Raw genomic sequence first — 20,903 nt, 5'->3', positions numbered from 1 at the left:
GTGTCGATTACCAGCTGAAATAGACGCTGGTGGGTGACGGTGTCACGCCTTTGGGTCCGGCAGGATGGTCGCGTGAACTCGGTCCCCGATCTGCGCGGCTACCTGCGCTCGCTGGACGCCGAGACGCTGGCCGAACTCCTCTACGCCGAGGCCGAACGTGACTCCCGGTTACGCGAGGAGCTGGAGCAGCGCGCCGGTGCCGCGAGCAAGGCCGGTCCCGCGCTCGACATGCTGCAGCGCCTGCTCGCCGGCGGCACCCGGGCCGACCTGACCCCGCTCGCCCGCCGCATGCTGGCGGGCCTCGACGGCGCGACCACGGCCGAGCGCCGCCGCGCCGTCGCCCTGTACGCGCAGGCCTGCGCGGCGCACCCGCCCGAGCCCGAGCCGCTCGCGGACTGGATCCTCGGCACCGCCTTCCACCGGCCGGACTGGCCGCGCATCGAGCTCGCCGACTTCGCCGGGGCGCTCGGCGACGGGGGCCTCGCCCGGATGAAGTCCATTGTGGACGGTGTGCTGGCCGGGCGGCCAGGGCCGCGCCGGGACATCGCGCGCCGGCTTGCCGAACAGCTCGCCGAGGTGACCGGCGACGTCGACACCCTGCTCACGATCCTCGCCGCGAAACCGCCGACCCGCGAGGTCGACCTCCGGATCATCCGGGTGCTGCGCTCGGCCGGCCGCCACGGCGAAGCGATCGCGTACGCGGCCAGGACGATGGTGCACCGCCAGCCCCGGCGCGGCGGGGCGCTCGCCCTGCGGCGCGCTGAGTTCCGGCGCAATCCCTGTGCCATCAGCTATTCCGCGTTCCGCGAGGCCGCGGGCGAGTGCTGGCCCGAGGAGCGCGCGGCGGCACTGGACGCGATCGCCGAGGGCGAGCCCGCCGGCGCCATCGCGGCGTATCGCCTGTGCGTGGACGAACTGATCGAACAGAAAGATCCGCTGGGTTACCGGGACGCCGCCCGCGTGCTGAAGGATCTTCGCGGCCTGCACCGGCGTGCCGAAACGGCGGACGAGTTCACGCGGTACCTCGCGGACCTGCTGGAAACGCACAAACGCAAGACCCGGCTGCTGATCGAGGTCCGCAACGCCCGGATCGCGATCCCGAAGACGAAGGCCGCCAGTCTGAGCGCATAGGCCAAGATGTGCGCGTGACCGATCTCCGGGACTACCTCCGTTCGCTGGATGCCGAGACGCTCGCCGAGTTGCTGCACGAACAGGCCCAGCGTGATCCCGATCTGCACACCCGGTTGCGGCTGCACGCGGACGGGGGAGAACCGGCGGACCTGCTGGAACGGCAGGCCGGTTCGGGCGAGACCACGAAGATCGCCGCCGTGCTGGACACGCTGCAGCGCCTGCTCGACGGCGGCACGCAGGCCGACCTGGCCCCGCTCGCGCGCCGCACCGTGGACCGGATCGTCCCGGCACAGCAGGACGATCCCGCCGTGCTGCGCCGCGCGGTCGCGCTCTACGCCCGGGCCTGCGCCGCGCGGCCGCCGGCGGATCTCGCCGAGTGGATCGCCGGCACCGCGCTCGACCACGAGGTGGAGGTCGACCTCGAGCTGTTCGTGAAATCCTTGGGAGACAAGGGACTTGGGAAGCTCCAGTCCCTTGTGGACGAGCACTCCGGGCGGGCGGCGGAAAAGCTCGCCGAGCAACTCGCAGAGCTCACCGGCGACGTCGACGCGTTGCTCGGAATCCTTTCCCGTCAACCAGAACGACTCGATGTTCGGTTGAAGGTCGTGCGGGTGCTGCGGGAAGCGGGCCGCACCGCGGAAGCGGTCGCGTATGCCGCCCGCGCCCGCAACGGGAACGACAAACCGCCGGAAAGCGAGCCGGACGAGCCGGACCTGGACGAGCTGGTGCGCACCCTGGTCGCCGAGGAGCGTTTCGACGAGGCGCTGGATGTCTACAAGCGACACGTCGAGTACCTGATCGGGCAGAAGGACGCGGCACATTACGAACTCGCGGCGAAAGGGTTGCGCAAGATCCGGCAGCTCTACCGCCGGGCGGGCATTCCCGCGGAGTTCGCCCCCTATCTCGCGGAGCTGGTCGCCGTGCACAAGCGGAAGGCCCGGCTCATCACGGAAATCCGGGCCGCGCGGATCGCGTTGCCCAAGGACTGAAGGCGGGGTCAGGGCGCAGCCGGTTCGACTCGGTGCGAATATGTGAAGCATGACCGAGCTGCCCCAGCGGGTATCCAGCGATGACACCGAGAGCGCCAGCGAGCTGCTCGAGGAGGTCCTGCGTGAGTTCGCCGAACTGGATTCGGATGCCGAGCCGCTGCGCGTCGAGCTCGTCACGTCCGAAATTCTCGGCGAATGGTGGGAAGCCGGCGACGACCTGGCCGCCGAGCTGATCGAGTTCGCCGCCGCCGCGCCCGCACCGGAACGGCTCGTGGCACCGCTGGCGGCCCTGCGCTCCCTGGCCACCAGCGAGGAGCAGCGGGAGGCCGCCGGGCTCGCGCTGGAGAAGCTGGGCCTGGGCGAGCCCGCCTGGGCCGGTTCACTCAACCGGGTGGCCGTCGGCGAGTGCTGGCGGACCGCCGACGTCTACGGCGACGAAAGCTCCGTGCTGTGCGTGTTCGGCGAGGGCGAGTCCGCGCACGGGCTGCTCGTGTCCATCGGCTACGCGGTGTTGGGCGGCTGGGCCGACGAGGCCGTCATCGTCGAGTCGCCCGCCGAGGTCATCGCCGAGATGCAGACCCAGGCCGCCGAGAGTGGCGACCTCGTCACCTGCGAGCAGATCACCCCCGCCCGGGCGCACCAGCTGCTCACCGACGCGTTCGTCGGCACGGAGCTGCAGGCCGAGCCCGAGGTCACCGACGACTACGTACGATTTCGGGCGCTCGCGATGGCGCGCACCCGCGCCCTGCCCGAGCCCGAGCCGGTCGGCCCGCCGAAGCTGCTGTCGGCCGAGGACGAGGCCGAGGCGATCGACACGTTCTTCAGCGCGTCCCCTGCCCTGGAAGACACCGAGGCCGCCCGCGTCTGCGCGCTGCGGCTCATCGAGTTCGGCGTCGAGCACGACCCGCGGAACCCGCTGCGCGTCGGCCCCGACAAGCTGGCGTCCTTCGTCGACCTCGTCGACGACGGTGCGATCGAGCTGACCGACGAACAGGACGAGGCGCTGGAAAAGGTGCTGCCCGCGTGGGCCCGCTGGGGCGCCTTCCGCGACGGCCTGCCCGAGGCGGCGGTCGAGCCGCTGCTGGAGGCGGTCGAGGACCGGCTGTACGAGCGGGCGCTGGAGGGCGACGACGAGTCGGCGATGGACTCCTACCTCGACGGGTTCGAGGACCTCGACGAGTCCGAAGTGGCGGCGCTGCTGGAACGCCGCCAGTTCGCGATCCCCTCGGTCTACACGGAGATCGCGGACGAAGAGGTCGAACTCGACCCGGCGGACCCCGAGCAGCGCCGCCTGCTCGTCATCGGCGAGCACCCGGAGTTCCAGGCGTCGCTCGCCGAGGACGATCTGGACGAGGAGTCGTTCCTGCGGGTCGCGGCCCACACGACGGTCGTGGACCAGTTGTGGGACGACGAACCGGCCGAGGTGTGGCAGGCCGCCCAGCGGCTGCTCGGGCGGGGCGTGGAACGCACCCAGGTGCTCGAAGAGCTGGCCGGGGTGCTCGAAGCGCGGCTGGAAACCGGTGAGAGCGACGGGCTCGAGTTCGACCTCGACGACTATGTCCACGCTCTCGACGAGCTGAGCTGACGGCTCAGGACCCGACCACGGTGCCTTCCGGTGCCGGTGCCTTCTCGCGACGTTCGGCGAGCGCGTCGTCGACATCGACGACGAACGCCCCCGCGGCCATCGCGAGCAGCACCACGATGCCCACCATCGCCCCGATCCAGGTGAAGACGGTCGCGACCATCGCCTGCCCTCCCTCCTGCTCAGCGTGCGTTTCTTGCTGACTCCAGAGTGAGGTTTGCCCGATGGGGGCGGTATCGGCCAACCGGTTACTGACCAGGTGACAACATCAGCCGTTCGGCCGAGCCCGGTGCCTACAGCTTGCGCAGGCGCACGCGGTTGATGGAATGGTCTGCGTCCTTACGGAGCACAAGCGTGGCACGCGGCCGGGTCGGCCGGATGTTCTCGATCAGGTTCGGCTCGTTGATGCTGTGCCACAGATGCCGGGCTTCCGTGCGGGCCTCGTCGTCGGGCAAGCCCGCGTAGTGGTGGAAGTGCGAGGCGGGGTCCGCGAACGCCGTCTGGCGCAGTTTGAGGAACCGTTCGACGTACCAGTGCTCGATGTCCCCGGTGTGCGCGTCGACGTAGATGGAGAAGTCGAACAGGTCCGAGACCATCAGGCGGGGGCCGGGCTGCAGCACGTTCAGCCCCTCGATGATCAGGATGTCCGGCTGCTTCACGATCTGCTCCACGCCCGGCACGATGTCGTAGGCCAGGTGCGAGTAGACGGGGGCGCTGATCTCCTCGGCGCCGGACTTCACCTCCGCGACGAAGCGCAGCAGCGCGCGCCGGTCGTAGCTCTCCGGGAAACCCTTGCGGTGCATGATGCCGCGCCGGGTCAGCTCCGCCGCCGGGTAGAGGAAGCCATCGGTGGTGACGAGGTCGACGCTCGGGTGATCGGGCCAGCGGGCGAGCAGCGTGCGCAGCAGCCGCGCGGTGGTCGACTTGCCGACCGCGACACTGCCGGCGATGCCGATCACGAACGGGACCTTGGTGCCCCGGCTGTCCTCGCCGAGGAAGGTGGTCGTCGCCTCGTACAGCCGCTGCCGGGCCGCGACCTGGAGGTTGATCAGGCGCGACAGGGGGAGGTAGACCTCGGCGACCTCGTTCAGGTCCACTTGTTCGCCGAGCCCGCGCAGCTCCAGCAGTTCGTCGGCGGTCAGTGGCAGGGGGGTGTTTCTCCGCAGCTCGCGCCACTGGTCCCGGTGTAGTTCGACGTAGGGGCTGAGCTCACGAACCCGTGACATTCCCTCACTCCTTGCCCGCCGTGGGCTGGCGCCGTTGCCCGCGTAACGCTCCTCTTACGGTAGGTCGTCCAGCGTGCGAACGGGCTGTGAGTTAGTGCACGGTCAACGCCCGAAGACCTCGGTCCAGGCGGCCGCGACCTGGCGGGCGCAGGTCTCCGGGCTGACGCCGCCGACGCCGGTGCCGAGGCCGGGCATCGCGATGGTGTCGACCACCGTGCGCACGTCGGCGCCGTGTTCGAGCCGGCCGTCGCGCCATCGCAGGAACACGCCGCGCGCCGCGAGATACGGGTGCACGGTGTCTTCGGGCAACCGCTCGCCCGGCTCGCGCATCGTGGGGGAGCTGATCAGCCACGCCGGCGACGGCTCCCCGGTGGGCACGATCACCGACTCGCCGATCGGCAGCTCACCACCGTGGTAGGCGAGGATCGCGCTGCGCACGTTCTGCTCGACCTCGGGGAACGCCCGCGCGTAGATCGCGTCGATGCCGCCGCGCATCCAGCCGTAGGAGTTGGCGGGGCTCACCACGGCCTGCGCCGCGATGTCCAGCACCGAGCCGTGATGCACGCGCACGGCACCTCTGATCCGGTCCACGACGGACTGCCACGCGCGGACCAAGGGCTCGTCGAGGGCGCACAACACCAGAGAAGGGGTAGAAGGTGAGATCTGATCCTCGGTGCCCTTATGGGTGGTGTGCGTGCCCGAATCGGCGGTCACGGGTACACCATGCCAAAAAAAGCCACCCGGCGTAACCATCCGATCTTGCCAACGCCTGAACAGACCAGTGTTCTGCCAGCTGCGTAACCTGGGCGGGTGGCAAGGATCGCATATTTTGGACCAGTCGGGACCTTCACCGAACAAGCCGCCCGGTCGCTCGCCACCGGCGACGACGAGCTCATTCCCTTCGAGACGATCCACTTGGCGCTCGCCGCGGTGCGCAAGGGAGAAACCGACGGCGCGTGCGTGCCGGTGGAGAACTCGGTCGAAGGGGTCGTACCGGCCACCCTCGACGGGCTCGCCGACGCCGAACCGCTGATCGCGTGCGCGGAAGCGTTGCTACCAGTGCATTTCAGCGTGCTGACCCGGCCCGGCACCGAGGAGATCCGCACGGTCGCCAGCCACCCGCACGCGCTCGCGCAGGTGCGGCTGTGGGTCGAGACCAACCTGCCCGGCGCGCGGCCCATCGCGACGTCTTCGACGGCCGCCGCCGCGGTCGCGGTGCAGGCCGGCGAGTTCGACGCGGCGGTGACCGCGCCGGTCGCGGTCCAGCACTACCCGCTGGAGGTCCGTGCCACCGAGGTCGCCGACGTGCGGGACGCGCGCACCCGATTCCTCCTCGTCCGGAAGCCACAGCACCCGTTGCCCGAACCGACCGGCGCCGACCGCACCTCCGTCGTCGCGGCCGCGGCCAACCGGACGGGCGCGCTCGCCGAGTTGCTCACCGAACTGGCCGATCGCGGTATCAACCTGACCCGGCTCGACGCCCGCCCCGCCCGGAACTATGGCGAATACCGGTTCTTCATTGACTTCGAGGGGCACGTCGCGGAGCCTCGGATCGGCGACGCGCTCGCCGGGTTGCGCCGCCGCTGCCGCAACGTCCGGTTCCTCGGCTCGCACCCGCGGGCGGACGGGGTACGCGCGACGATCCAGCCGGCCGCGGGCAACGAAGATTTCGTCGACGCCGCGGACTGGGTCGCGGCGGTGCGCAGAGGAGAACAGGCGTGAAGCTGTACCTGATCCGGCACGCGGAGAGCACCGCGAACGTGCGCAAGATCCTGGACACCGCGCTCCCGGGGCCGGCGCTCACCGAGCTGGGGCGGCAGCAGGCGCAAGCGCTTGCGGACAAGCTGTCGGGCGAGCCGATCGCGGCCGTCTACGCCTCCCGCGCGACCCGTGCCCAGCAGACCGCCGGACCGCTCGCGGCCGCGCTGACCCACGAGGTCCAGGTGATCGACGGCGTGCACGAGGTCAGCGTCGGTGATCTCGAAGGCCGCGGCGACATGGCGGCGCTGCGGGCCTACGCCGGGACGGTGCGCCCGTGGACCCGGGGCGACCTCAGCGTCGCGATGCCCGGCGGCGAAAGCGGTGAGCAGGTGCGCGAGCGGTACCTGGCCGCGATCGGCGAGTTGCGCGCCAAGCACCTGGACGACCCGGCGATCGCGCTGATCAGCCACGGCGGCGTGATCCGGCTGGCGGCCGAATGGCTTTCCGACAACGTCCGGCCCGAACTGGCCGACCAGGGGCTCATCCCGAACACCGGCATCGTCGAGCTGGAATCGTCGCCCGAGGGCTGGCACTGCCTCACTTGGGCGGGCGCCGAGATGTGAGTTGTGGCAGGTTCACCATGTCCGGAGTCTCTTGGTAACGGATTGGCATGGACCACACAACCGAGTGCGTGCATACGCGTCCTCCGGGTAGTGCTCACAACGGCATAGGGAGGGAAGAACATCATGGCGCGAGCGAGGATTTCACAGGTGGGGCTGGCCGCGAGTGCGGTCGCGGTGGCGTTCGCCGTCGCCGGGTGCGGCGGCTCGAACGGTGCCCAGCCCGAGCCCAGTACCTCGGCCCCGGCGCCGTCGTCCAGCGCGTCGACGGACACCCCGGCGCCCAGCAGCCCCGGCTCGGTCACCCCCGGCTCGCAGACGGCCCCGCCGCCCGCGTCGTCCGGTGACAACGGGCTGTGCAAGGCCGCTGATCTCAAGCTTTCGTTCGGTCAGAGCGATGCCGGCGCCGGGACGGTCCACCGGTCGCTGATCTTCACCAACACCAGTGACCACCCGTGCACCATCCAGGGGTTCCCCGGCGTTTCGTACGTCGCGGGCGCGGACGGCCATCAGGTCGGGCAGCCCGCCGTGCGGGTCGGGGACAAGGGCGCGGTGATCAGCCTGAACAAGGGCGACACGGCGTCGGCCGCGCTCGGCTTCGTCAACGTGCAGAACTTCGACACGGTGACCTGCCAGCCGCAGGCGGTGCGTGGCCTGCGGATCTACCCGCCGCAGGAAACGGCGTCGATGTTCATCGACCTGGCCGGCACGGGCTGCGCGAACCCGAACATCCCGGGTGACCAGCTGACCGTGAAGACGATCGTCAAGGGCAGCAACGCGCAATAGTCACAACCGGCCGCACAGCTGGTGGGCCAGGGTCAGGTGCCTGCGCCCGGACGGGTCGGCGAAGTTGAGGCTGATCACCATGCGGCTGACGCCGTCGAGGTGGTCGGCGAGGTCCTCGTAGGCGGAGTTCTGCGCGGCCGCCGCGGCGGACAGATCCCGGGCGGCGGTGATGTGCTGGATCACCCCGGGCGCGAGCGCCGCCTGGCTGACGAACCCGGCGGGCAGCGCACCCGCGCGATCGAGGGCGCCACAGGCGGCTCTGGCGTCCTCGGTCGCGCCGCTGCCGCTGCTGGCGCCCGCCCAGAGCAGGCCCATCACGAGTAGCCCGAGCAGGAAACCGACGGCCCCGGCGAACACCAGCGGACGCCGGGACGCGACCGGCTCGTCCGGTGCGACGTTGCCCTCGTCGGTCCGCATGCGATATTCCAGCATCCGGACCGGCACGGAGCCAGCTTCGCGGCCGGTCCGTTATCCACCGCGGGTGTCGCTAGCCCCAGCCGAGTTCGTGCAGGCGGGCGTCGTCGATGCCGAAATGGTGGGCGATCTCGTGCACCACCGTGATCAGCACCTCGGTGACCACCTGGTCCTCGGTCTGGCACATGGCCAGGATCGGCCTGCGGTAGATCGAGATCCGGTCCGGGAGCACGCCACCGTAGCTCGACGTCCGCTCGGTCAGCGCGATCCCGTGGTACAGCCCGAGAATCCCGGGCGCTTCGGAGTTGTGCTCCTCGACCAGCACGACGACGTTGTCCATCGCCTCGGCGAACTGGGCGGGCACCGCGTCAAGAGCGTCGGCGACGAGCTCTTCGAACCGGGCGGCGGACATCTCCACCGGCATCGGCTCACCCGCCGCCCGGGGGAGGCGGCGCACCGGGCGAGCCCGGCGGCTGCGCGGGCGGCGCGTCCTGTGCCTGCTGCTTGACGCTGCCCGTCACCGGCGCCAGCCCGGAGTTGTCCGGCAGCTTCGCCGCGACCTTGCAGTTGACCAGCGACGACCCGGCGTCCCAGCTTTCCTGCTCACGCAGGTCCCAGGTCAGGATCAGGTGCTCCGCGTCGAGATCGACCCCGCCCGCGTACGACTGGACATCGTTGTTGCATTCGGTGTCCAGCCATGCCGCCTGGTCCTTCTGCGACGGGTAGGCGTCCTTGAACTGCTTCTTCAGATCGACGGTCGCGACGATCTCGTACGCGTGCGGCTGGGCGCAGTCGATCGGGTTGCCGACCGTCTTGCCCGCGAGCGCCAGGCAGGTTCCCGGCTCCCACACCGGTGCCTGCGACTGGTTGGCCGCGTTGCCGGTCACCGGCTGCAGCGCCCCGCCGGGCGCGGCCCATTGCAGGACGCACCTCATGTCCCGGTCGCCACCGGTCCACTCGTCGGCCCCGGGCCGGAGCGCGCTCACCGCGAACTTGCCGTACGGGTCCAGCTGCTTGCCCAGGTACTGCTGCGCGCCGTCGGCACAGCGAGCCATCGCGAGATCGCGCCATTCGTCGATCCCGGGTTCCGGTACCCCTGCCGGGTACTTGTCGGCGATGTTCACCACACCGGTCACCTCGTACAGGTGCGGCTGCGCGCACGGCACGACGTGGATGTCGGAGACGTCGGGCTTCACCCAGTTCACGCAGCTTCCGGCATTCGCGTGGAACGCGGCTTTCGCCTCGGGCGACTCTTCGACCTTCCCGCCCCCGGTGACCGTGTCTCCCCAGGAGAAAGCCACGCTCAGAGACAGGGCTGCGATAGCGCCGATGAACACACCCACCATGACGAGCCGGGTGCGCACCGTGTTCGTTGCCAAGCCGTGTCCGAGCATCGGGTCAATAATGCCCGCGTCTCGCCCACACGACGACCCTCGGGTGGCTAGTGTGTGCCTCGATGACCGAAGAAATTCCGCCGGAAGATCACCAGCCTTCCGAGCAGCCCCCCGCGCACGGCTCGATGCGGTACCAGGACGCCGAGTCGACGACGCCGCGTGAGCCGACCCTGGCTGAGCAGCGCGCGCGGAGAAAGGCGCTGGCCGAGGAAGAGGAACGCGAGGCGACGGAAGCGCAGGCGCGCGAGGTCGCCGAGCGCAAGGCCGCCACCCGGCGCAAGGTCATGATCGGCAGCGGCGTCACGGTCGGGCTCGTCGGCGTGGTCGCCGCGTGGTACATCGTCGGCACCCCGAACCAGGTCAGCGCGGTTTGCACCGACGCGAACGGCACCGTCCAGCCGGACCAGTACTGTGACGACTCCTACATCACCAGCCAGGGCGGGCACTACGACTCGGGTAGCGGCCTGTGGATCCTCCCGCTGGCCCTCGGCGGCGGTCAGTATCGCTACAACTACGGCGGCACCGGCGCGGTCGGCACGCACGTCGCGGGTGGCACGTACACCGCTCCGTCCGGCAACACCACGGTCAAGACGAACGCGGGCAAGACCGTGCAGCGCGGCGGCTTCGGCATCAGCGGCAAGAGCAGCACGGGCGGTACCGGTGGTACTGGCGGCACCGGAAAGTCCGGGGGGTCGTAGGTGCGGAGGGCAACCAGCGCCCCGCGGCGGGACTGGCAGCGCATCGTCGAAGAACAGGGCCTGGTGTTCGGTACCCCCGCGCGCTACGGCAGCGGCCAGGACAGGCCGTACTGGGACGAGTCGGTGCACTACGTGTTCGAGATGGACGAGGTGCTCTCCCTCGAAGCCGACGTCGAGCTGCTGCATTCGATGTGCCTGGAGGCCGTCGAGAACGTCGTGCTGACCGAGCGGTACGCGCAGTTCGGCATCCCGGAGTGGGTCTGGCCGCATATCGCCGAGTCGTGGAAGCGCCGCGATCCGCATGTCTACGGCCGCTTCGACCTGCGCTACGACGGCAGCGGCCCGGCGAAGCTGCTGGAGTACAACGCGGACACGCCCACGTCGCTGCTGGAGGCGTCGGTCCTGCAGTGGCATTGGAAGACCGAGGTCTTTCCCGACGACGACCAGTGGAACTCGGTGCACGAGAAGCTCGTCGAGCGGTGGCAGGAGATCCGCGGCCAGCTGCCGGACAACGAGCTGTACTTCACCTGGTCCAGTGCCGACCCGACGGGCGAGGACCACATCACGACCAGCTACCTCCAGGAGACCGCCGCCGAGGGTGGCCTGGACACCGTCGGTCTCGCGATCGAGGAGATCGGCTGGGACCCGGTGCTCAAGCGGTTCGTCGACCTCGAAGAGGCCCCGATGAACACCGTGGTCAAGCTGTACCCGTGGGAATGGGTGGTGGACGAGGAGTTCGGCCGCCACGCCGTCGAGTCGCTGCCGCGCACCCTGTGGGTCGAGCCGCTGTGGAAGATGTTGCTGTCCAACAAGACGCTGCTCGCGGTGCTGTGGGAGAACTACCCGGGGCACCCCAACCTGCTGCCCGCGTTCGCCGACGACCCCGGCCTGCTGACCGAGTACGTGCGCAAGCCGAAGCTGGGCCGTGAGGGCGCGAACGTGTCGATCGTGGCGCCCGGGTACGAGACCGAGACGCCCGGCGTCTACGGCCACGAAGGCTATGTGTACCAGGCGTTCGACCCGCTGCCGGAGTTCGACGGGTTCCGCCCGGCGCTGGGCGCGTGGATCGTCGGCGACAGCGCGGCCGGCCTGGGCATTCGCGAGACGGCGGGGCTGGTCACCGACGACGGTGCCGCTTTTGTCCCCCATCGCATCCCGGAATCGTGATAAACACCCCGCGACACCCGAACCGGAACCTGGAGACTCAGTGACCACCATCCGCGCGCTGCCCGCGACGTTCGGCTCCGACCTCGTGCACGGGGTCGGAGCGATCCTGCTCTACGGGATCGTCGGCCTGCTGCTGATGTTCGCCGGTTTCTACGCGATCGACTGGACCACGCCGGGCAAGCTGTCCGCGCTCGTGCACCGCGGCCTGCCCAACGCCGTGATCGTCACCGCGTCGGGGCTGCTGTCGATGGCGTTCATCATCGTCGTCGCGATCTTCAACTCGGCCAGTGATCTCACCGCCGGGCTGATCACCGCGCTGATCTACGGCCTGCTCGGAATCATCGTGCAGGTCATCGCGGTGCGGCTGCTCGAATGGGCCACCCGGATCGACGTCGGCAAGACGATCGAGCAGGAGAAGTTCCAGCCGGTCAGCGTCGTCGTCGCGGCCGCGCACGTCGCACTGGGCCTCGTGGTGGCGGTCGCCATCTCCTAGAGTTGGTGTGTGCGCCTACTGAGGACACCAGACGACCGGTTCAGCGATCTGCCCGACTTCGACTACCCAGCCCTGTACGCGGACATCGACAACCCGACGGACGGCATCGTCAGAGTCGCCTATACCGAAGCGGGTCCACCGGACGGGCCGGTGGTGCTCCTGCTGCACGGTGAGCCCAGCTGGTCGTTCCTCTACCGCAAGATGCTGCCCGTGCTCGCCGGCGCCGGGTTGCGCGCGATCGCCCCGGATCTCGTCGGCTTCGGCCGGTCGGACAAGCCCGCCGAGATCGTCGACCACACGTACGCCCGGCATGTCGAGTGGATGCGCGCGTTCGCGTTCGACGCGCTGGATCTGCGCGGGGTCACGCTCGTCGGCCAGGACTGGGGCGGGCTGATCGGCCTGCGCTTGGTCGCCGAGCATCCGGACCGGTTCGACCGCGTCGTGGCGGCGAACACCGGGCTGCCCACGGGTGATCTGGACATGCCGGCGGTGTGGCACGAGTTCCGCGAGGTGGTGCAGAACGCGTCGGTGCTCGACATCGGCCGGCTCGTCGGATCCGGCTGCCGGACCGGCCTGTCCGAAGAGGTCCGTGCCGCTTACGACGCGCCGTTCCCGAACGAGATGTACAAGGCGGGCCCGCGCGCGATGCCGGGCCTGGTGCCGACCCGGCCGGACGATCCGGCGAGCGACGCCAACCGGGCGGCCTGGGGCGCACTGTCCACTATGGACATACCGTTCCTGTGCGCCTTCTCCGACGGTGACCCGATCACCGGTGGGATGGCCCCGATCCTGCGGCGCGCCATCAAGGGCGCCGCAGGTCTGGACCATCCCACCGTGGCCGGCGCCGGGCACTTCCTGCAGGAGGACGCGGGCGAGGAGCTCGGCCGGATCGTGGCGGACTTCGTCCGCGGCTAGACGGTGGTGCTGCTGAGCACGCCGTCGATCTGGCCCATGGCGAGCCGCATGCCTTCCTGCATGCCCATGCCGACCAGTTTCTCGAGGTCGTCGGCAGTGGCGAAGTTGGCGACGGTCGTCATCCGGGTGCCGGACCCGGCCGCTTCGAGGGTGACCACGAAGTGCGAGTTCGGCATGCTGGTCGACGGTTCGCCGTGTTCGTCGGCGAAGCCCTCGTCGAACTCCAGACGGTGCGGCGGTTCGACGGCGGTGATCTGCCACCAGCCGTGCGACTTCCCGCCGTCCGGGCCCGTCATGTAGTACCGCGACCGGGCGCTGACGGTGAGATCGTGCTCGTCGAAGGTCGCGGGGTAGGTGGGCGGGCCCCACCAGCGCTCGAGCTTGCGCGGATTCGCCCAGACCTGCCACACGCTCTCGACCGGCGAGTCGAACTCCGCGACGAATGTCAGGGTCAGTGCTTCGGTGTTCTTCTGGCTGCTGATCACGGTCATTTCTTTTTCCCCTTCTCGCGATCCTCGGACAGGATGTCCTCGATGGCGCGGACACGGTGGCGCCAGATCTGCTCGTAGGCCTCCAGCAGGCGGCCGGCCTCGTGCAGCACGTCAGGGTTGCCGTGCACGAGCTGCTCCCTTCCGCGCCGTTCCTTGACGACGAGCGAGGCCCGTTCGAGTACCGCGACATGCTTCTGCACCGCCGCGAAACTCATGTCGTACCGGCGGGCGAGCGCGGAGATCGACTGCTCCTGCCGCAACACCTGCACGACGATGTCCCGGCGGGTCGCGTCCGCGAGACCGTGGAAGACCCGGTCCACCTCGTCGTCACTGAGCTGACTTACAACCACATGGTTGTACGTTAGTGGCGAGCAGGTCAGCGCGCAAGTACGGCTTCGTAGGCGAGCAGGGTGTCGACGAACATCCGCCGTTGCGCGGCCGTCAATGGCCTGAGGACTTGCTGCCACGCTTGCGCGCCGGGTGATAGCCACTGGGAGATGGCCGGCCGGCTTTCGGTGCTGATGTCGATGATCCGGCGCCGCCGATCCGCCTCGTCCTCGCGCCGGACCAGCACGCCTTTCCGGCTCAGGTCGCTGACGATCAGGCTGACCGTGGTCGGAGCGACGCCGAGTTTTCCGGCCAGCTCCGACACGGTCTGCGGGCCGTCGAGGAGCAGCAGGGAAAACAGGGACAGGTGCCTCGGGGCGAGGTCGAACGACTGGAGCTGCTCGGGCAGTGGCAGGCGTTTGCCCCGGCCCACCAGTCGCGGCATCAGTAGCAGCAGTTCGCGGACGGCGTCGTCCGTGGGATCAGGCGTTGACACTCGCCGGCCTCCTCAATTAGCTTTGTAAGCAAAGATGATTTGCGATCAAACTCATCATAAAGGAGTCGGCATGCCCCACCTGACCGTGCACGCGCTCGAAGACGACCTCGCGGGCCGCGAGACCGAGCTGATCGCGGCACTGACCGACGCGGTCGTTGCTGTGTATGGGGATTGGGCGCGAGAGATCGCGGTGGTGCACCTGATCGGCCTGCCCGCGAACCGGTGGGGCATCGGCGGCAAGCCCGCCGGGAAACCGTCGCCGAGTGTCACGTTCGGGATCAACGAGGCGGCCTTCAGCCTGCCGAACGCGCAGGAGATGGTGGCCCGGCTGATCTCCGGGGTCACCGACGCGGTGGTCGCGGTGTTCGGCGAACGCGTCCGCGCCGGTGTGGCCGTCGAGCTGGTCGGCACACCGATGGAGCACACCGGCGTCGGCGGCGTAGTGGCCAGCTAGCTGGTGCTGCCGTCCGCGTTGATCATGGCGAAACCGGTGTACGGCACCAAGGCTTCGGGAATCCGGATCGAGCCGTCGGGCTGCTGGCACTGTTCGACGAGCGCGACGAGCGTCCGCCCGATCGGCAGACCCGAGGCGTTCAGCGCCGCGACCGCACCGCGCTTGCCGTCCTTGGCCTTCCCGCGAATGCCCGCGCGACGGGTCTGGAACTGGCCCGTGTCCGACGCGCTGGAGATCTCGCGGTAGGTCTGCTGGCTGGGCAGCCACACCTCGATGTCGAACGTGATCTGCGCCGAGAACCCGATGTCCCCGGCCGGCAGCTTGATCACGCGGTACGCGAGGCCGAGCTTCTGCAGGGTTTCCTCGGCGTGCGTGAGGATTTCCTCCAGCGCCTCCCGCGACTTCTCCGCGTCGACGAGCTGCACCAGTTCCACCTTCGAGAACTGGTGCTGCCGGATCAGCCCGCGCGTGTCGCGGCCGTACGACCCGGCCTCCGAGCGGAAGCACTGGGTGTGCGCGGTGTAGCGCAGCGGCAGGTCCTCGAGGCTCAGGATCTCGCCCGCGTGCAGGTTGACCAGCGGCACCTCGGCGGTCGGGATCAGGAACAGCTCCCGGTCGGCGACTGCGGTGCGGAACAGGTCCTCCTCGAACTTCGGCAGCTGGCCGGTGCCGGTCATCGCCTGCCGGGTCACCAGCGCCGGCAGCGAGAACTCGGTGTAGCCCTGCTCCTGGGTGTGCACGTCGAGGAAGAACGTGGCCAGCGCCCGCTCCAGCCGCGCGCCCGCGCCCTTGAACACCGCGAACCGCGGGCCGGACAGCTTCGTCGCGCGCTGCAGGTCCAGGAAACCCGCCCGCTCGCCCAGATCGACGTGGTCGAGCGGTTCGAAGTCGAACTCCGGGACCGTGCCCCAGCGGCGGACCTCTTCGGCGAACTCCTCGGTGGCGCCGTCGGGCAGCTCGTCGAGCGGGAGGTTCGGGATCGCCAGCAGGAACTCGTTCAGCTCCGCCTCGACCGAACGCTGCTCCTCCTCCAGCTCACCGATGCGGACCTTCAGCAGGCGCGCCTGCTCCCGCAGCTCGGTGATGTCCTCGCCCCGGCGCGCGGCGGCTTGCACCTCCGCCGCCGACTTCTTCGACTGCGCCCGCGCCTGGTCGCCCTGGCTGATGACCTCGGAGCGCCGGCTGACCAGCTTGGCCAGTCGGTCGGTGTCGAGCACGTACCCGCGGCGGCGCAGCTTGGCGGCCGCGTCCGTCCCGGGATCGAGCAGCAGGCGAGGGTCGTGCATCAGTACTCCAGGTACGAGCCGGGTTTGATGCACCCAGGGTAGTCGCGGCGACCAGCGAGTTTCAGGCGACCTCGGACACCGCGAGCGGTGCCGTCAGGGCACTGGAATGCGACAGGGCCGCGCCGGCATCCTCCAGCGCGGCCCACAGAGTGACCTGATTGGCGGTCAGCACGGGAATGCCGAGCCGTCTTTCCAGCGGGGCGACCAGATCGTAGGTGGGCACGTTGGTGCAGCTGACGAACAGCGCGTCGGCGCCCGTCACGTCCAGGCCCGCGACCGCGCCGAGGACCGCCGAGTACGGCATTTTCCAGATGTCGCCGAGCATGCCGAGACCGACGCTCGCGGTGGTGCCGATGCCGTACTCCGCCAGGAAAGCCAGCAGCCGGTCGGTCACGTCGTCCACATACGGCGTGATCACCGCGAGCCGCCGGACGCCGAGGCGGGTGCACGCGCGGATCAGCGCTCCGGACGTGGTGACCGCGGCGGGCGCGCCCGCGTCGAGCATGCCCGCGACCAGCGCCGCCTCACCGGCCGCGCCACCGACGAAGCTGCCGGAGGTGCAGGCGTAGGCGACGACAAGCGGTTCGGGTACGAGCACGTCGCGGGTCGCGCGGCGGACACCGTGCGGGTCGCTCAGCGCTTCGGCCAGCTGCACCGTGACCGGCTCGGGCAGGTATGGCAACCGGGTCGTGTGCAGGCACACCTGGTCCGGCACCCAGCGCCACAGCTCGCGGTCGAGGGCGAAGTCGAACGGCGCGACCACGCCGACGCCGGTCTGCGCGGGCAGGGTGATCTCGAAGGGACTGATGGTCATCGGAATTTTCCCTTCTCACCCATGCGACTCCACTCGGGACGGTAGGTTCTACGTGCGAAAACAGAAGGCGGCGTGTGTAACCAGGCCGTTAAAGGTTTCGAGGGGGAAGCGTGCGCAGACTGCTGGTGGTCGCGGCCGCCTTGCTGGTCGCGGGCTGTACCAGCGCGGTGACCGGGATGCCGCAGCCCGACCCGCGCCGGGTGACCGTGGCGCCCACGGCGTCCACCGATCCCTGCTCGCTGCTGACCAGCGACGAGGCCGTGCAGCTGGGGTTGCAGGCGCCCGGCACGCCGCGGCCCGAGGACAAGAGCGCGCGGGTGCCGCCGAGCTGCGAGTGGCGGTCGACGAACCCCATCTCCGAGTTCGACGACGAGCTGCAGATCAGCTACGCGACCGACCTGAACGTGCGGGAGTACTTCTCCGACGCGCCGACCGCGCAGGAGCAGCTCGGCGGGCTCACCTGGGACAACTACCCGGGTGTCTTCGGCGACTCGATGTGCAACCTCGCCGTCACCCTGTCCGACCGCTCGTTCATCGCGCTGGCCAGCCAGAACATGACCGACGAGGCCAAGGCGTGCGACACCGCGCGCAAGGCCGCGCCGATCGTCGCTAAGCGGATACCGAGTTAGCCACGTGCTTCGCGATCTCCAGCGCGCTCGTCGCCGCCGGGGAAGGCGCGTTGAGCACGTGCACCTGGTTGGGGGCGGTCTCGATCAGGAAGTCGTCGACGAGCGAGCCGTCAGGCAGCAGCGCCTGCGCGCGCACGCCTGAACCCGCGCGCACGAGGTCGTCCGGCCCGACGGCCGGGACGAGCCGGGCGAGACTCTCGGCGAACCGGCGTTTGGACAGGGAGCGCAGCACCTCGTCGAGCCCGGTCGGGAAGGCGTACTTCCGGGCGAGCCGCCAGGTGCCGGCGAAGCGGGCGACGTCGGCGATGTCGGCCGGGGAGATGTCGCGCCAGCGGTAGCCCTCGCGATGCAGGGCGAGCACGGCGTTCGGGCCCGCGTGCACACTGCCGTCGAGCATCCGGGTCAGGTGCACGCCGAGGAAGGGCAGCGTCGGGTCCGGCACGGGGTAGATGAGCCCGCGCACGAGATGCCGCCGGTCCGGGCGCAGCTCGTAGTACTCACCGCGGAACGGGACGATCCGGGCGCTCGGGGTGACCCCGGCCAGTTCCGCGACCCGGTCGGACTGCAGGCCCGCGCAGTTCACCAGCGCGTCGGCCCGCAGCACCTCGCGACCGGTGGCGACCTCGACGCCGCCCGTGCGGCCGGGCCGGATGCCGAGCGCGGGCGTGCCGAGCCGCAGCTCGGCGCCCTTGTCTTCGAGCAGCCGGACGAGAGCCGCGCACACGCCGGGGAAGTCGATGATGCCGGTGGACTCGACCCGTAGCGCCTTGACGCACGAGACCTCCGGCTCGTACTCGCGCGCCTCCTCGCCGGAGATCAGCTTCGCCGGGACGCCGTTCGCCTCGGCCCGCTGGGCGAGCACGCCGAGCGCCGGCAGTTCGGCCTCGGTGGTGGCGACGACCAGCTTGCCGCACACCTCGACGCCGACCCCGTTCACCCGCGCGAAGTCCACAATGGACTTGTTGCCCGCGACGGACATCCGCGCCTTGGCCGAACCCGGCTTGTAGTAGAGACCGGCGTGCACGACATTGGAATTGTGTCCGGTCTGGTGTGCCGCCCAGGTATTTTCCTTCTCCAGCACGGTCACGTTGCCACCCCGCTGGGTCAGTTCCCAGGCCACCGCCAGACCCAGGATCCCGCCGCCGATCACGATCACTCGCTGTGCCACGAGGCCCAGAGTACGGGTTCGCCTGATCGAGTGAGGGGGTTTGCTGCTTAGACTCCGCGCGAGGTGAAGGAGTCCCCCTTGACAATTCCGCCGACGATTCCGCTGGGCCGGCCGACGGTCGGCGAACCCGAACTCGCCGCCGTCGCCGCGGTGTTCGCCTCGGGCTGGCTGGCCGGCGCCGGTCCCACCTGCCGGCGGTTCGAGGCGCGGTTCGCGAACCTCACCGGCACCGCGCACGCACTCGCGACGAGCAACTGCGGTTCCGCGCTCTTCCTGGGGCTGCGGGCACTCGGCGTGGGCCCCGGCGACGAGGTCGTCGTCGCGGACTACACCTTTCCGGCCACCGGGCACGCCGTGCTGCAGTCCGGTGCCACGCCGGTGTTCGCCGACGTGCGGCCCGACTCGTTCTGCGCGGACCCGGCGGCGATCGAGGCCGCGATCGGCCCCCGCACGGTCGGCATCCTCGTCGTGGACCTCGCCGGGCAGCCGGGCGATTTCGACGCGTACCGCGCGATCGCCGACCGGCACGGGCTCTGGCTGTTCGAGGACGCGGCGTGCGCGGCCGGCGCGACCTACCGCACCCGGCCCGCCGGCAGCCTCGCCGACCTGGCGGCCTTTTCCTTCCACGGCCGCAAAGGCATCACCGCCGGCGAGGGTGGCGCGCTCGTCTCGGACAACGCGGTGCTGATCGAGCGCGCCCGCAAGACGCATTCGTACGGCGTCGCGCCGGCGTTCGGGCGCGGCGAGGACGTGCCGGTGTTCGACGAGCTGGGCTACAACTTCCGGCTCTCCGACGTGCAGGCCGCGATCCTGGGCGCCCAGCTCGACCGGTTGCCGAGCCTGCTCGCCGCCCGGCGGTCGGTCGCCAAGCGGTACACCGAGGCGTTCCGGGAGCTCGACGCGGTCGAGGTGCCGGCCGAGCTGCCGGATCGCGAACATCCCTGGCAGAGCTACCTTCTGCTGCTCGCGCCCGAACTGGACCGCGGCCGCGTGCTGGCGGGGCTGCGTGCGCGGGGGATCGGCTGCACGTTCGGCACCTACGCCTCGCACCTGCAGCCCGTCTACGGCCGGCAGCGCCCGCTGCCCGTGTCCGCGGACGCGTTCCGCCGGCACCTTGCCATCCCCATGCACGCCGAGCTCACCGAGGAGCAGGCAGACCGAGTGATCGACGCCGTTCGAGGAGCTGTTGATGCCTGACCGCAAGGTTTTCTTCACCGGGGGCGCGGGGTTCATCGCCGCGCACACGATTCCGCTGCTGCTCGAGAGCGGCTACTCGGTGCGGATCTTCGACAACATGACCCGCGGGGACCGGGCCCGCGTCGACGAGTTCGTCGCGACCGGCCGGGTCGAGCTGATCGAGGCCGATGTGCGCTACGGCGGCGCGGTGCGCGAGGCGATCCGCGGTTGCACGCATGTGATCCACTTCGCCACGGTGTCGATCAACAAGTCCGTCGCGGACCCGCACGAGTCGATCGACATCAACATGACCGGCAACCACAACGTGTTCGCCGCCGCGGCCGCGGAAGGCGTGCAGCGGCTGGTGTTCGCGTCCTCGGCGTCGGTGTACGGCGAGCCGGACCGGTTGCCGATGCACGAGGACGACCCGTTGCGCCCGCTGACCCCGTACTGCATCAGCAAGCGCGCGGGCGAGGATCTGCTCGGCTTCTACGAACGCCGGCACGGGCTGTCCTGGCTGGCGCTGCGGTTCTTCAACGTGTACGGGCCGGGGCAGAAGATCGAGGCCTACTACACGTCGGTGATCAACCACTTCATCCAGCGGCTGCGCGCGGGCAAACCGCCGGTGATCGACGGCCGCGGCGAGCAGTCGATGGACTTCGTGCACGTCACGGATCTCGCGAAAGCCGTTGTGCGGGCACTGGAATCGCCGCGGGCGAACCTGCCGGTCAACATCGGCACCGGCATCGACACGTCGATCGCCACCCTGGCGAAGATCCTCACCGACGCGGTCGGCGCCGACGTCGAGCCCGAGTTCAACCCGCGCGAGGTGCTGGTCTCGCGGCGAGCCGCCAACATCGACCGGGCCCGGGAAATCCTCGGCTGGGCGCCGACCATCCCGGTCGAACAAGGCATGCGCGAACTAGTCGAGTCCTACGGCTGAGCG

Annotated in this window: 26 protein-coding genes; 14 read left to right on the top strand and 12 right to left on the bottom strand. The window is 69.9% G+C overall.

The features are described from left to right. The first annotated feature begins 72 nt into the window (after window positions 1-72). The 3 genes from LOZ83_RS10225 to LOZ83_RS10215 are packed head-to-tail and all read left to right on the top strand — an operon-like array spanning window position 73 to window position 3,705. Window positions 73-1,131 (top strand): hypothetical protein, encoded by a 1,059-nt coding sequence (locus LOZ83_RS10225; RefSeq protein ID WP_236790176.1) that lies wholly within the window; start codon window positions 73-75, stop codon window positions 1,129-1,131. Between the two features lie 14 nt (window positions 1,132-1,145). Next, on the top strand, window positions 1,146-2,120 hold the full coding sequence (locus LOZ83_RS10220; RefSeq protein WP_236790175.1) for a hypothetical protein: 975 nt from the start codon (window positions 1,146-1,148) through the stop codon (window positions 2,118-2,120). A gap of 49 nt (window positions 2,121-2,169) precedes the next feature. Continuing rightward, window positions 2,170-3,705 carry a hypothetical protein gene (locus LOZ83_RS10215; RefSeq protein ID WP_236790174.1) on the top strand — a complete coding sequence of 512 codons (1,536 nt, stop codon included), beginning with the start codon at window positions 2,170-2,172 and terminating at the stop codon, window positions 3,703-3,705. 4 nt (window positions 3,706-3,709) lie between these two features. On the opposite strand, the gene LOZ83_RS10210 is transcribed toward LOZ83_RS10215, so the two are convergent. The 3 genes from LOZ83_RS10210 to LOZ83_RS10200 all read right to left on the bottom strand — a co-directional run bounded on the left by LOZ83_RS10210 (window position 3,710) and on the right by LOZ83_RS10200 (window position 5,642). Further along, window positions 3,710-3,865, bottom strand: coding sequence for a hypothetical protein (locus LOZ83_RS10210; RefSeq protein WP_236790173.1), 156 nt, complete (start codon window positions 3,863-3,865; stop codon window positions 3,710-3,712). 130 nt (window positions 3,866-3,995) lie between these two features. Continuing rightward, window positions 3,996-4,928 carry a type I pantothenate kinase gene (gene coaA / locus LOZ83_RS10205; RefSeq protein ID WP_236790171.1) on the bottom strand — a complete coding sequence of 311 codons (933 nt, stop codon included), beginning with the start codon at window positions 4,926-4,928 and terminating at the stop codon, window positions 3,996-3,998. Window positions 4,929-5,030: 102 nt separating this feature from the next. Next, window positions 5,031-5,642, bottom strand: coding sequence for a macro domain-containing protein (locus LOZ83_RS10200; RefSeq protein ID WP_236790170.1), 612 nt, complete (start codon window positions 5,640-5,642; stop codon window positions 5,031-5,033). A 96-nt stretch (window positions 5,643-5,738) separates the two neighbouring features. On the opposite strand from LOZ83_RS10200, the gene pheA reads away from it, so the two are divergent. The 3 genes from pheA (at window position 5,739) to LOZ83_RS10185 (ending at window position 8,035) form a co-directional block, all read left to right on the top strand. Then, entirely contained in the window at window positions 5,739-6,650 is a 912-nt protein-coding gene (pheA, locus tag LOZ83_RS10195; RefSeq protein ID WP_236790169.1) for a prephenate dehydratase, read from the top strand. Beyond that, window positions 6,647-7,252 (top strand): histidine phosphatase family protein, encoded by a 606-nt coding sequence (locus LOZ83_RS10190; protein WP_236790168.1) that lies wholly within the window; start codon window positions 6,647-6,649, stop codon window positions 7,250-7,252. Before pheA ends, LOZ83_RS10190 begins: the two co-directional genes overlap by 4 nt. A gap of 123 nt (window positions 7,253-7,375) precedes the next feature. Beyond that, entirely contained in the window at window positions 7,376-8,035 is a 660-nt protein-coding gene (locus LOZ83_RS10185) for a DUF4232 domain-containing protein (protein ID WP_236790167.1), read from the top strand. Here LOZ83_RS10185 and LOZ83_RS10180 read toward each other — a convergent pair whose 3' ends face one another. The 3 genes from LOZ83_RS10180 to LOZ83_RS10170 all read right to left on the bottom strand — a co-directional run bounded on the left by LOZ83_RS10180 (window position 8,036) and on the right by LOZ83_RS10170 (window position 9,843). Continuing rightward, window positions 8,036-8,452 carry a hypothetical protein gene (locus LOZ83_RS10180; RefSeq protein WP_236790165.1) on the bottom strand — a complete coding sequence of 139 codons (417 nt, stop codon included), beginning with the start codon at window positions 8,450-8,452 and terminating at the stop codon, window positions 8,036-8,038. Window positions 8,453-8,522: 70 nt separating this feature from the next. Continuing rightward, window positions 8,523-8,873, bottom strand: coding sequence for a metallopeptidase family protein (locus tag LOZ83_RS10175; protein ID WP_236790163.1), 351 nt, complete (start codon window positions 8,871-8,873; stop codon window positions 8,523-8,525). Between the two features lie 4 nt (window positions 8,874-8,877). Beyond that, window positions 8,878-9,843, bottom strand: a complete 966-nt coding sequence (locus LOZ83_RS10170; protein ID WP_236790160.1) for a septum formation family protein — start codon at window positions 9,841-9,843, stop codon at window positions 8,878-8,880. Between the two features lie 62 nt (window positions 9,844-9,905). Here LOZ83_RS10170 and LOZ83_RS10165 point away from each other — a divergent pair, with 62 nt between their 5' ends. From LOZ83_RS10165 to LOZ83_RS10150, 4 genes are read left to right on the top strand one after another with little or no spacing between them, the layout of a single operon-like run. Beyond that, window positions 9,906-10,541 (top strand): hypothetical protein, encoded by a 636-nt coding sequence (locus LOZ83_RS10165; protein ID WP_236790157.1) that lies wholly within the window; start codon window positions 9,906-9,908, stop codon window positions 10,539-10,541. Then, the gene (locus tag LOZ83_RS10160; RefSeq protein ID WP_236790155.1) at window positions 10,542-11,708 is read left to right on the top strand and encodes a glutathionylspermidine synthase family protein; all 1,167 of its coding nucleotides are present in this window, start codon (window positions 10,542-10,544) and stop codon (window positions 11,706-11,708) included. A gap of 40 nt (window positions 11,709-11,748) precedes the next feature. Next, on the top strand, window positions 11,749-12,201 hold the full coding sequence (locus tag LOZ83_RS10155) for a DUF350 domain-containing protein (protein WP_236790154.1): 453 nt from the start codon (window positions 11,749-11,751) through the stop codon (window positions 12,199-12,201). Between the two features lie 9 nt (window positions 12,202-12,210). Continuing rightward, a complete protein-coding gene (locus LOZ83_RS10150) occupies window positions 12,211-13,116 on the top strand; it encodes a haloalkane dehalogenase (protein ID WP_236790152.1) in 906 nt (301 codons plus the stop codon). Here LOZ83_RS10150 and LOZ83_RS10145 read toward each other — a convergent pair. Genes LOZ83_RS10145 through LOZ83_RS10135 form a run of 3 tightly spaced genes read right to left on the bottom strand, consistent with a single transcriptional unit; the run spans window position 13,113 to window position 14,379 of the window. Continuing rightward, a complete protein-coding gene (locus LOZ83_RS10145; RefSeq protein WP_236790150.1) occupies window positions 13,113-13,607 on the bottom strand; it encodes an SRPBCC domain-containing protein in 495 nt (164 codons plus the stop codon). The genes LOZ83_RS10150 and LOZ83_RS10145 overlap by 4 nt on opposite strands. Next, window positions 13,604-13,957 carry a helix-turn-helix domain-containing protein gene (locus LOZ83_RS10140; protein WP_236790148.1) on the bottom strand — a complete coding sequence of 118 codons (354 nt, stop codon included), beginning with the start codon at window positions 13,955-13,957 and terminating at the stop codon, window positions 13,604-13,606. The genes LOZ83_RS10145 and LOZ83_RS10140 overlap by 4 nt, the downstream gene beginning before the upstream one ends. Before the next feature lie 26 nt (window positions 13,958-13,983). After that, window positions 13,984-14,379, bottom strand: coding sequence for a MarR family winged helix-turn-helix transcriptional regulator (locus LOZ83_RS10135; RefSeq protein ID WP_236790752.1), 396 nt, complete (start codon window positions 14,377-14,379; stop codon window positions 13,984-13,986). A gap of 121 nt (window positions 14,380-14,500) precedes the next feature. Here LOZ83_RS10135 and LOZ83_RS10130 point away from each other — a divergent pair, with 121 nt between their 5' ends. Next, on the top strand, window positions 14,501-14,884 hold the full coding sequence (locus LOZ83_RS10130; RefSeq protein ID WP_236790146.1) for a tautomerase family protein: 384 nt from the start codon (window positions 14,501-14,503) through the stop codon (window positions 14,882-14,884). Here LOZ83_RS10130 and serS read toward each other — a convergent pair. Further along, window positions 14,881-16,170: a serine--tRNA ligase gene (serS, locus tag LOZ83_RS10125; protein WP_236790144.1), complete on the bottom strand. Its 1,290-nt coding sequence runs from the start codon at window positions 16,168-16,170 to the stop codon at window positions 14,881-14,883. The genes LOZ83_RS10130 and serS overlap by 4 nt on opposite strands. Window positions 16,171-16,231: 61 nt before the next feature. Then, the gene (locus LOZ83_RS10120; RefSeq protein ID WP_236790143.1) at window positions 16,232-16,984 is read right to left on the bottom strand and encodes an Asp/Glu/hydantoin racemase; all 753 of its coding nucleotides are present in this window, start codon (window positions 16,982-16,984) and stop codon (window positions 16,232-16,234) included. 110 nt (window positions 16,985-17,094) lie between these two features. Here LOZ83_RS10120 and LOZ83_RS10115 point away from each other — a divergent pair, with 110 nt between their 5' ends. After that, window positions 17,095-17,613, top strand: coding sequence for a DUF3558 family protein (locus tag LOZ83_RS10115; RefSeq protein ID WP_236790142.1), 519 nt, complete (start codon window positions 17,095-17,097; stop codon window positions 17,611-17,613). On the opposite strand, the gene lhgO is transcribed toward LOZ83_RS10115, so the two are convergent. Next, on the bottom strand, window positions 17,594-18,781 hold the full coding sequence (lhgO, locus tag LOZ83_RS10110; protein ID WP_236790140.1) for an L-2-hydroxyglutarate oxidase: 1,188 nt from the start codon (window positions 18,779-18,781) through the stop codon (window positions 17,594-17,596). The two genes, LOZ83_RS10115 and lhgO, sit on opposite strands and share 20 nt — an antisense overlap. Before the next feature lie 78 nt (window positions 18,782-18,859). Between lhgO and LOZ83_RS10105 the strand changes: the two genes are divergently transcribed. Next, window positions 18,860-19,978: a DegT/DnrJ/EryC1/StrS family aminotransferase gene (locus LOZ83_RS10105; protein ID WP_255823488.1), complete on the top strand. Its 1,119-nt coding sequence runs from the start codon at window positions 18,860-18,862 to the stop codon at window positions 19,976-19,978. Next, complete coding sequence (locus LOZ83_RS10100; protein WP_236790138.1) at window positions 19,971-20,900, top strand: NAD-dependent epimerase/dehydratase family protein; 930 nt, start codon at window positions 19,971-19,973, stop codon at window positions 20,898-20,900. The genes LOZ83_RS10105 and LOZ83_RS10100 overlap by 8 nt, the downstream gene beginning before the upstream one ends. Window positions 20,901-20,903: the final 3 nt, after the last annotated feature.

It is taken from the genome of Amycolatopsis sp. GM8 (genome assembly GCF_021653975.1).
Taxonomy (GTDB): domain Bacteria; phylum Actinomycetota; class Actinomycetes; order Mycobacteriales; family Pseudonocardiaceae; genus Amycolatopsis_E.
The sequence above is the reverse complement of the archived record's forward strand: the minus strand, read 5'-3'. Positions and strand labels throughout refer to the sequence as shown.

Coding starts and splice junctions, on each gene's coding strand:
- LOZ83_RS10215 (WP_236790174.1), top strand. CDS start 2,170: ATGACCGAGCTGCCCCAGCGGGTATCCAGCGATGACACCGAGAGCGCC.
- LOZ83_RS10210 (WP_236790173.1), bottom strand. CDS start 3,865: ATGGTCGCGACCGTCTTCACCTGGATCGGGGCGATGGTGGGCATCGTG.
- coaA (WP_236790171.1), bottom strand. CDS start 4,928: ATGTCACGGGTTCGTGAGCTCAGCCCCTACGTCGAACTACACCGGGAC.
- LOZ83_RS10185 (WP_236790167.1), top strand. CDS start 7,376: ATGGCGCGAGCGAGGATTTCACAGGTGGGGCTGGCCGCGAGTGCGGTC.
- LOZ83_RS10180 (WP_236790165.1), bottom strand. CDS start 8,452: ATGCGGACCGACGAGGGCAACGTCGCACCGGACGAGCCGGTCGCGTCC.
- LOZ83_RS10175 (WP_236790163.1), bottom strand. CDS start 8,873: ATGCCGGTGGAGATGTCCGCCGCCCGGTTCGAAGAGCTCGTCGCCGAC.
- LOZ83_RS10170 (WP_236790160.1), bottom strand. CDS start 9,843: ATGCTCGGACACGGCTTGGCAACGAACACGGTGCGCACCCGGCTCGTC.
- LOZ83_RS10165 (WP_236790157.1), top strand. CDS start 9,906: ATGACCGAAGAAATTCCGCCGGAAGATCACCAGCCTTCCGAGCAGCCC.
- LOZ83_RS10145 (WP_236790150.1), bottom strand. CDS start 13,607: ATGACCGTGATCAGCAGCCAGAAGAACACCGAAGCACTGACCCTGACA.
- LOZ83_RS10135 (WP_236790752.1), bottom strand. CDS start 14,379: ATGCCGCGACTGGTGGGCCGGGGCAAACGCCTGCCACTGCCCGAGCAG.
- LOZ83_RS10130 (WP_236790146.1), top strand. CDS start 14,501: ATGCCCCACCTGACCGTGCACGCGCTCGAAGACGACCTCGCGGGCCGC.
- serS (WP_236790144.1), bottom strand. CDS start 16,170: ATGCACGACCCTCGCCTGCTGCTCGATCCCGGGACGGACGCGGCCGCC.
- LOZ83_RS10120 (WP_236790143.1), bottom strand. CDS start 16,984: ATGACCATCAGTCCCTTCGAGATCACCCTGCCCGCGCAGACCGGCGTC.
- LOZ83_RS10100 (WP_236790138.1), top strand. CDS start 19,971: ATGCCTGACCGCAAGGTTTTCTTCACCGGGGGCGCGGGGTTCATCGCC.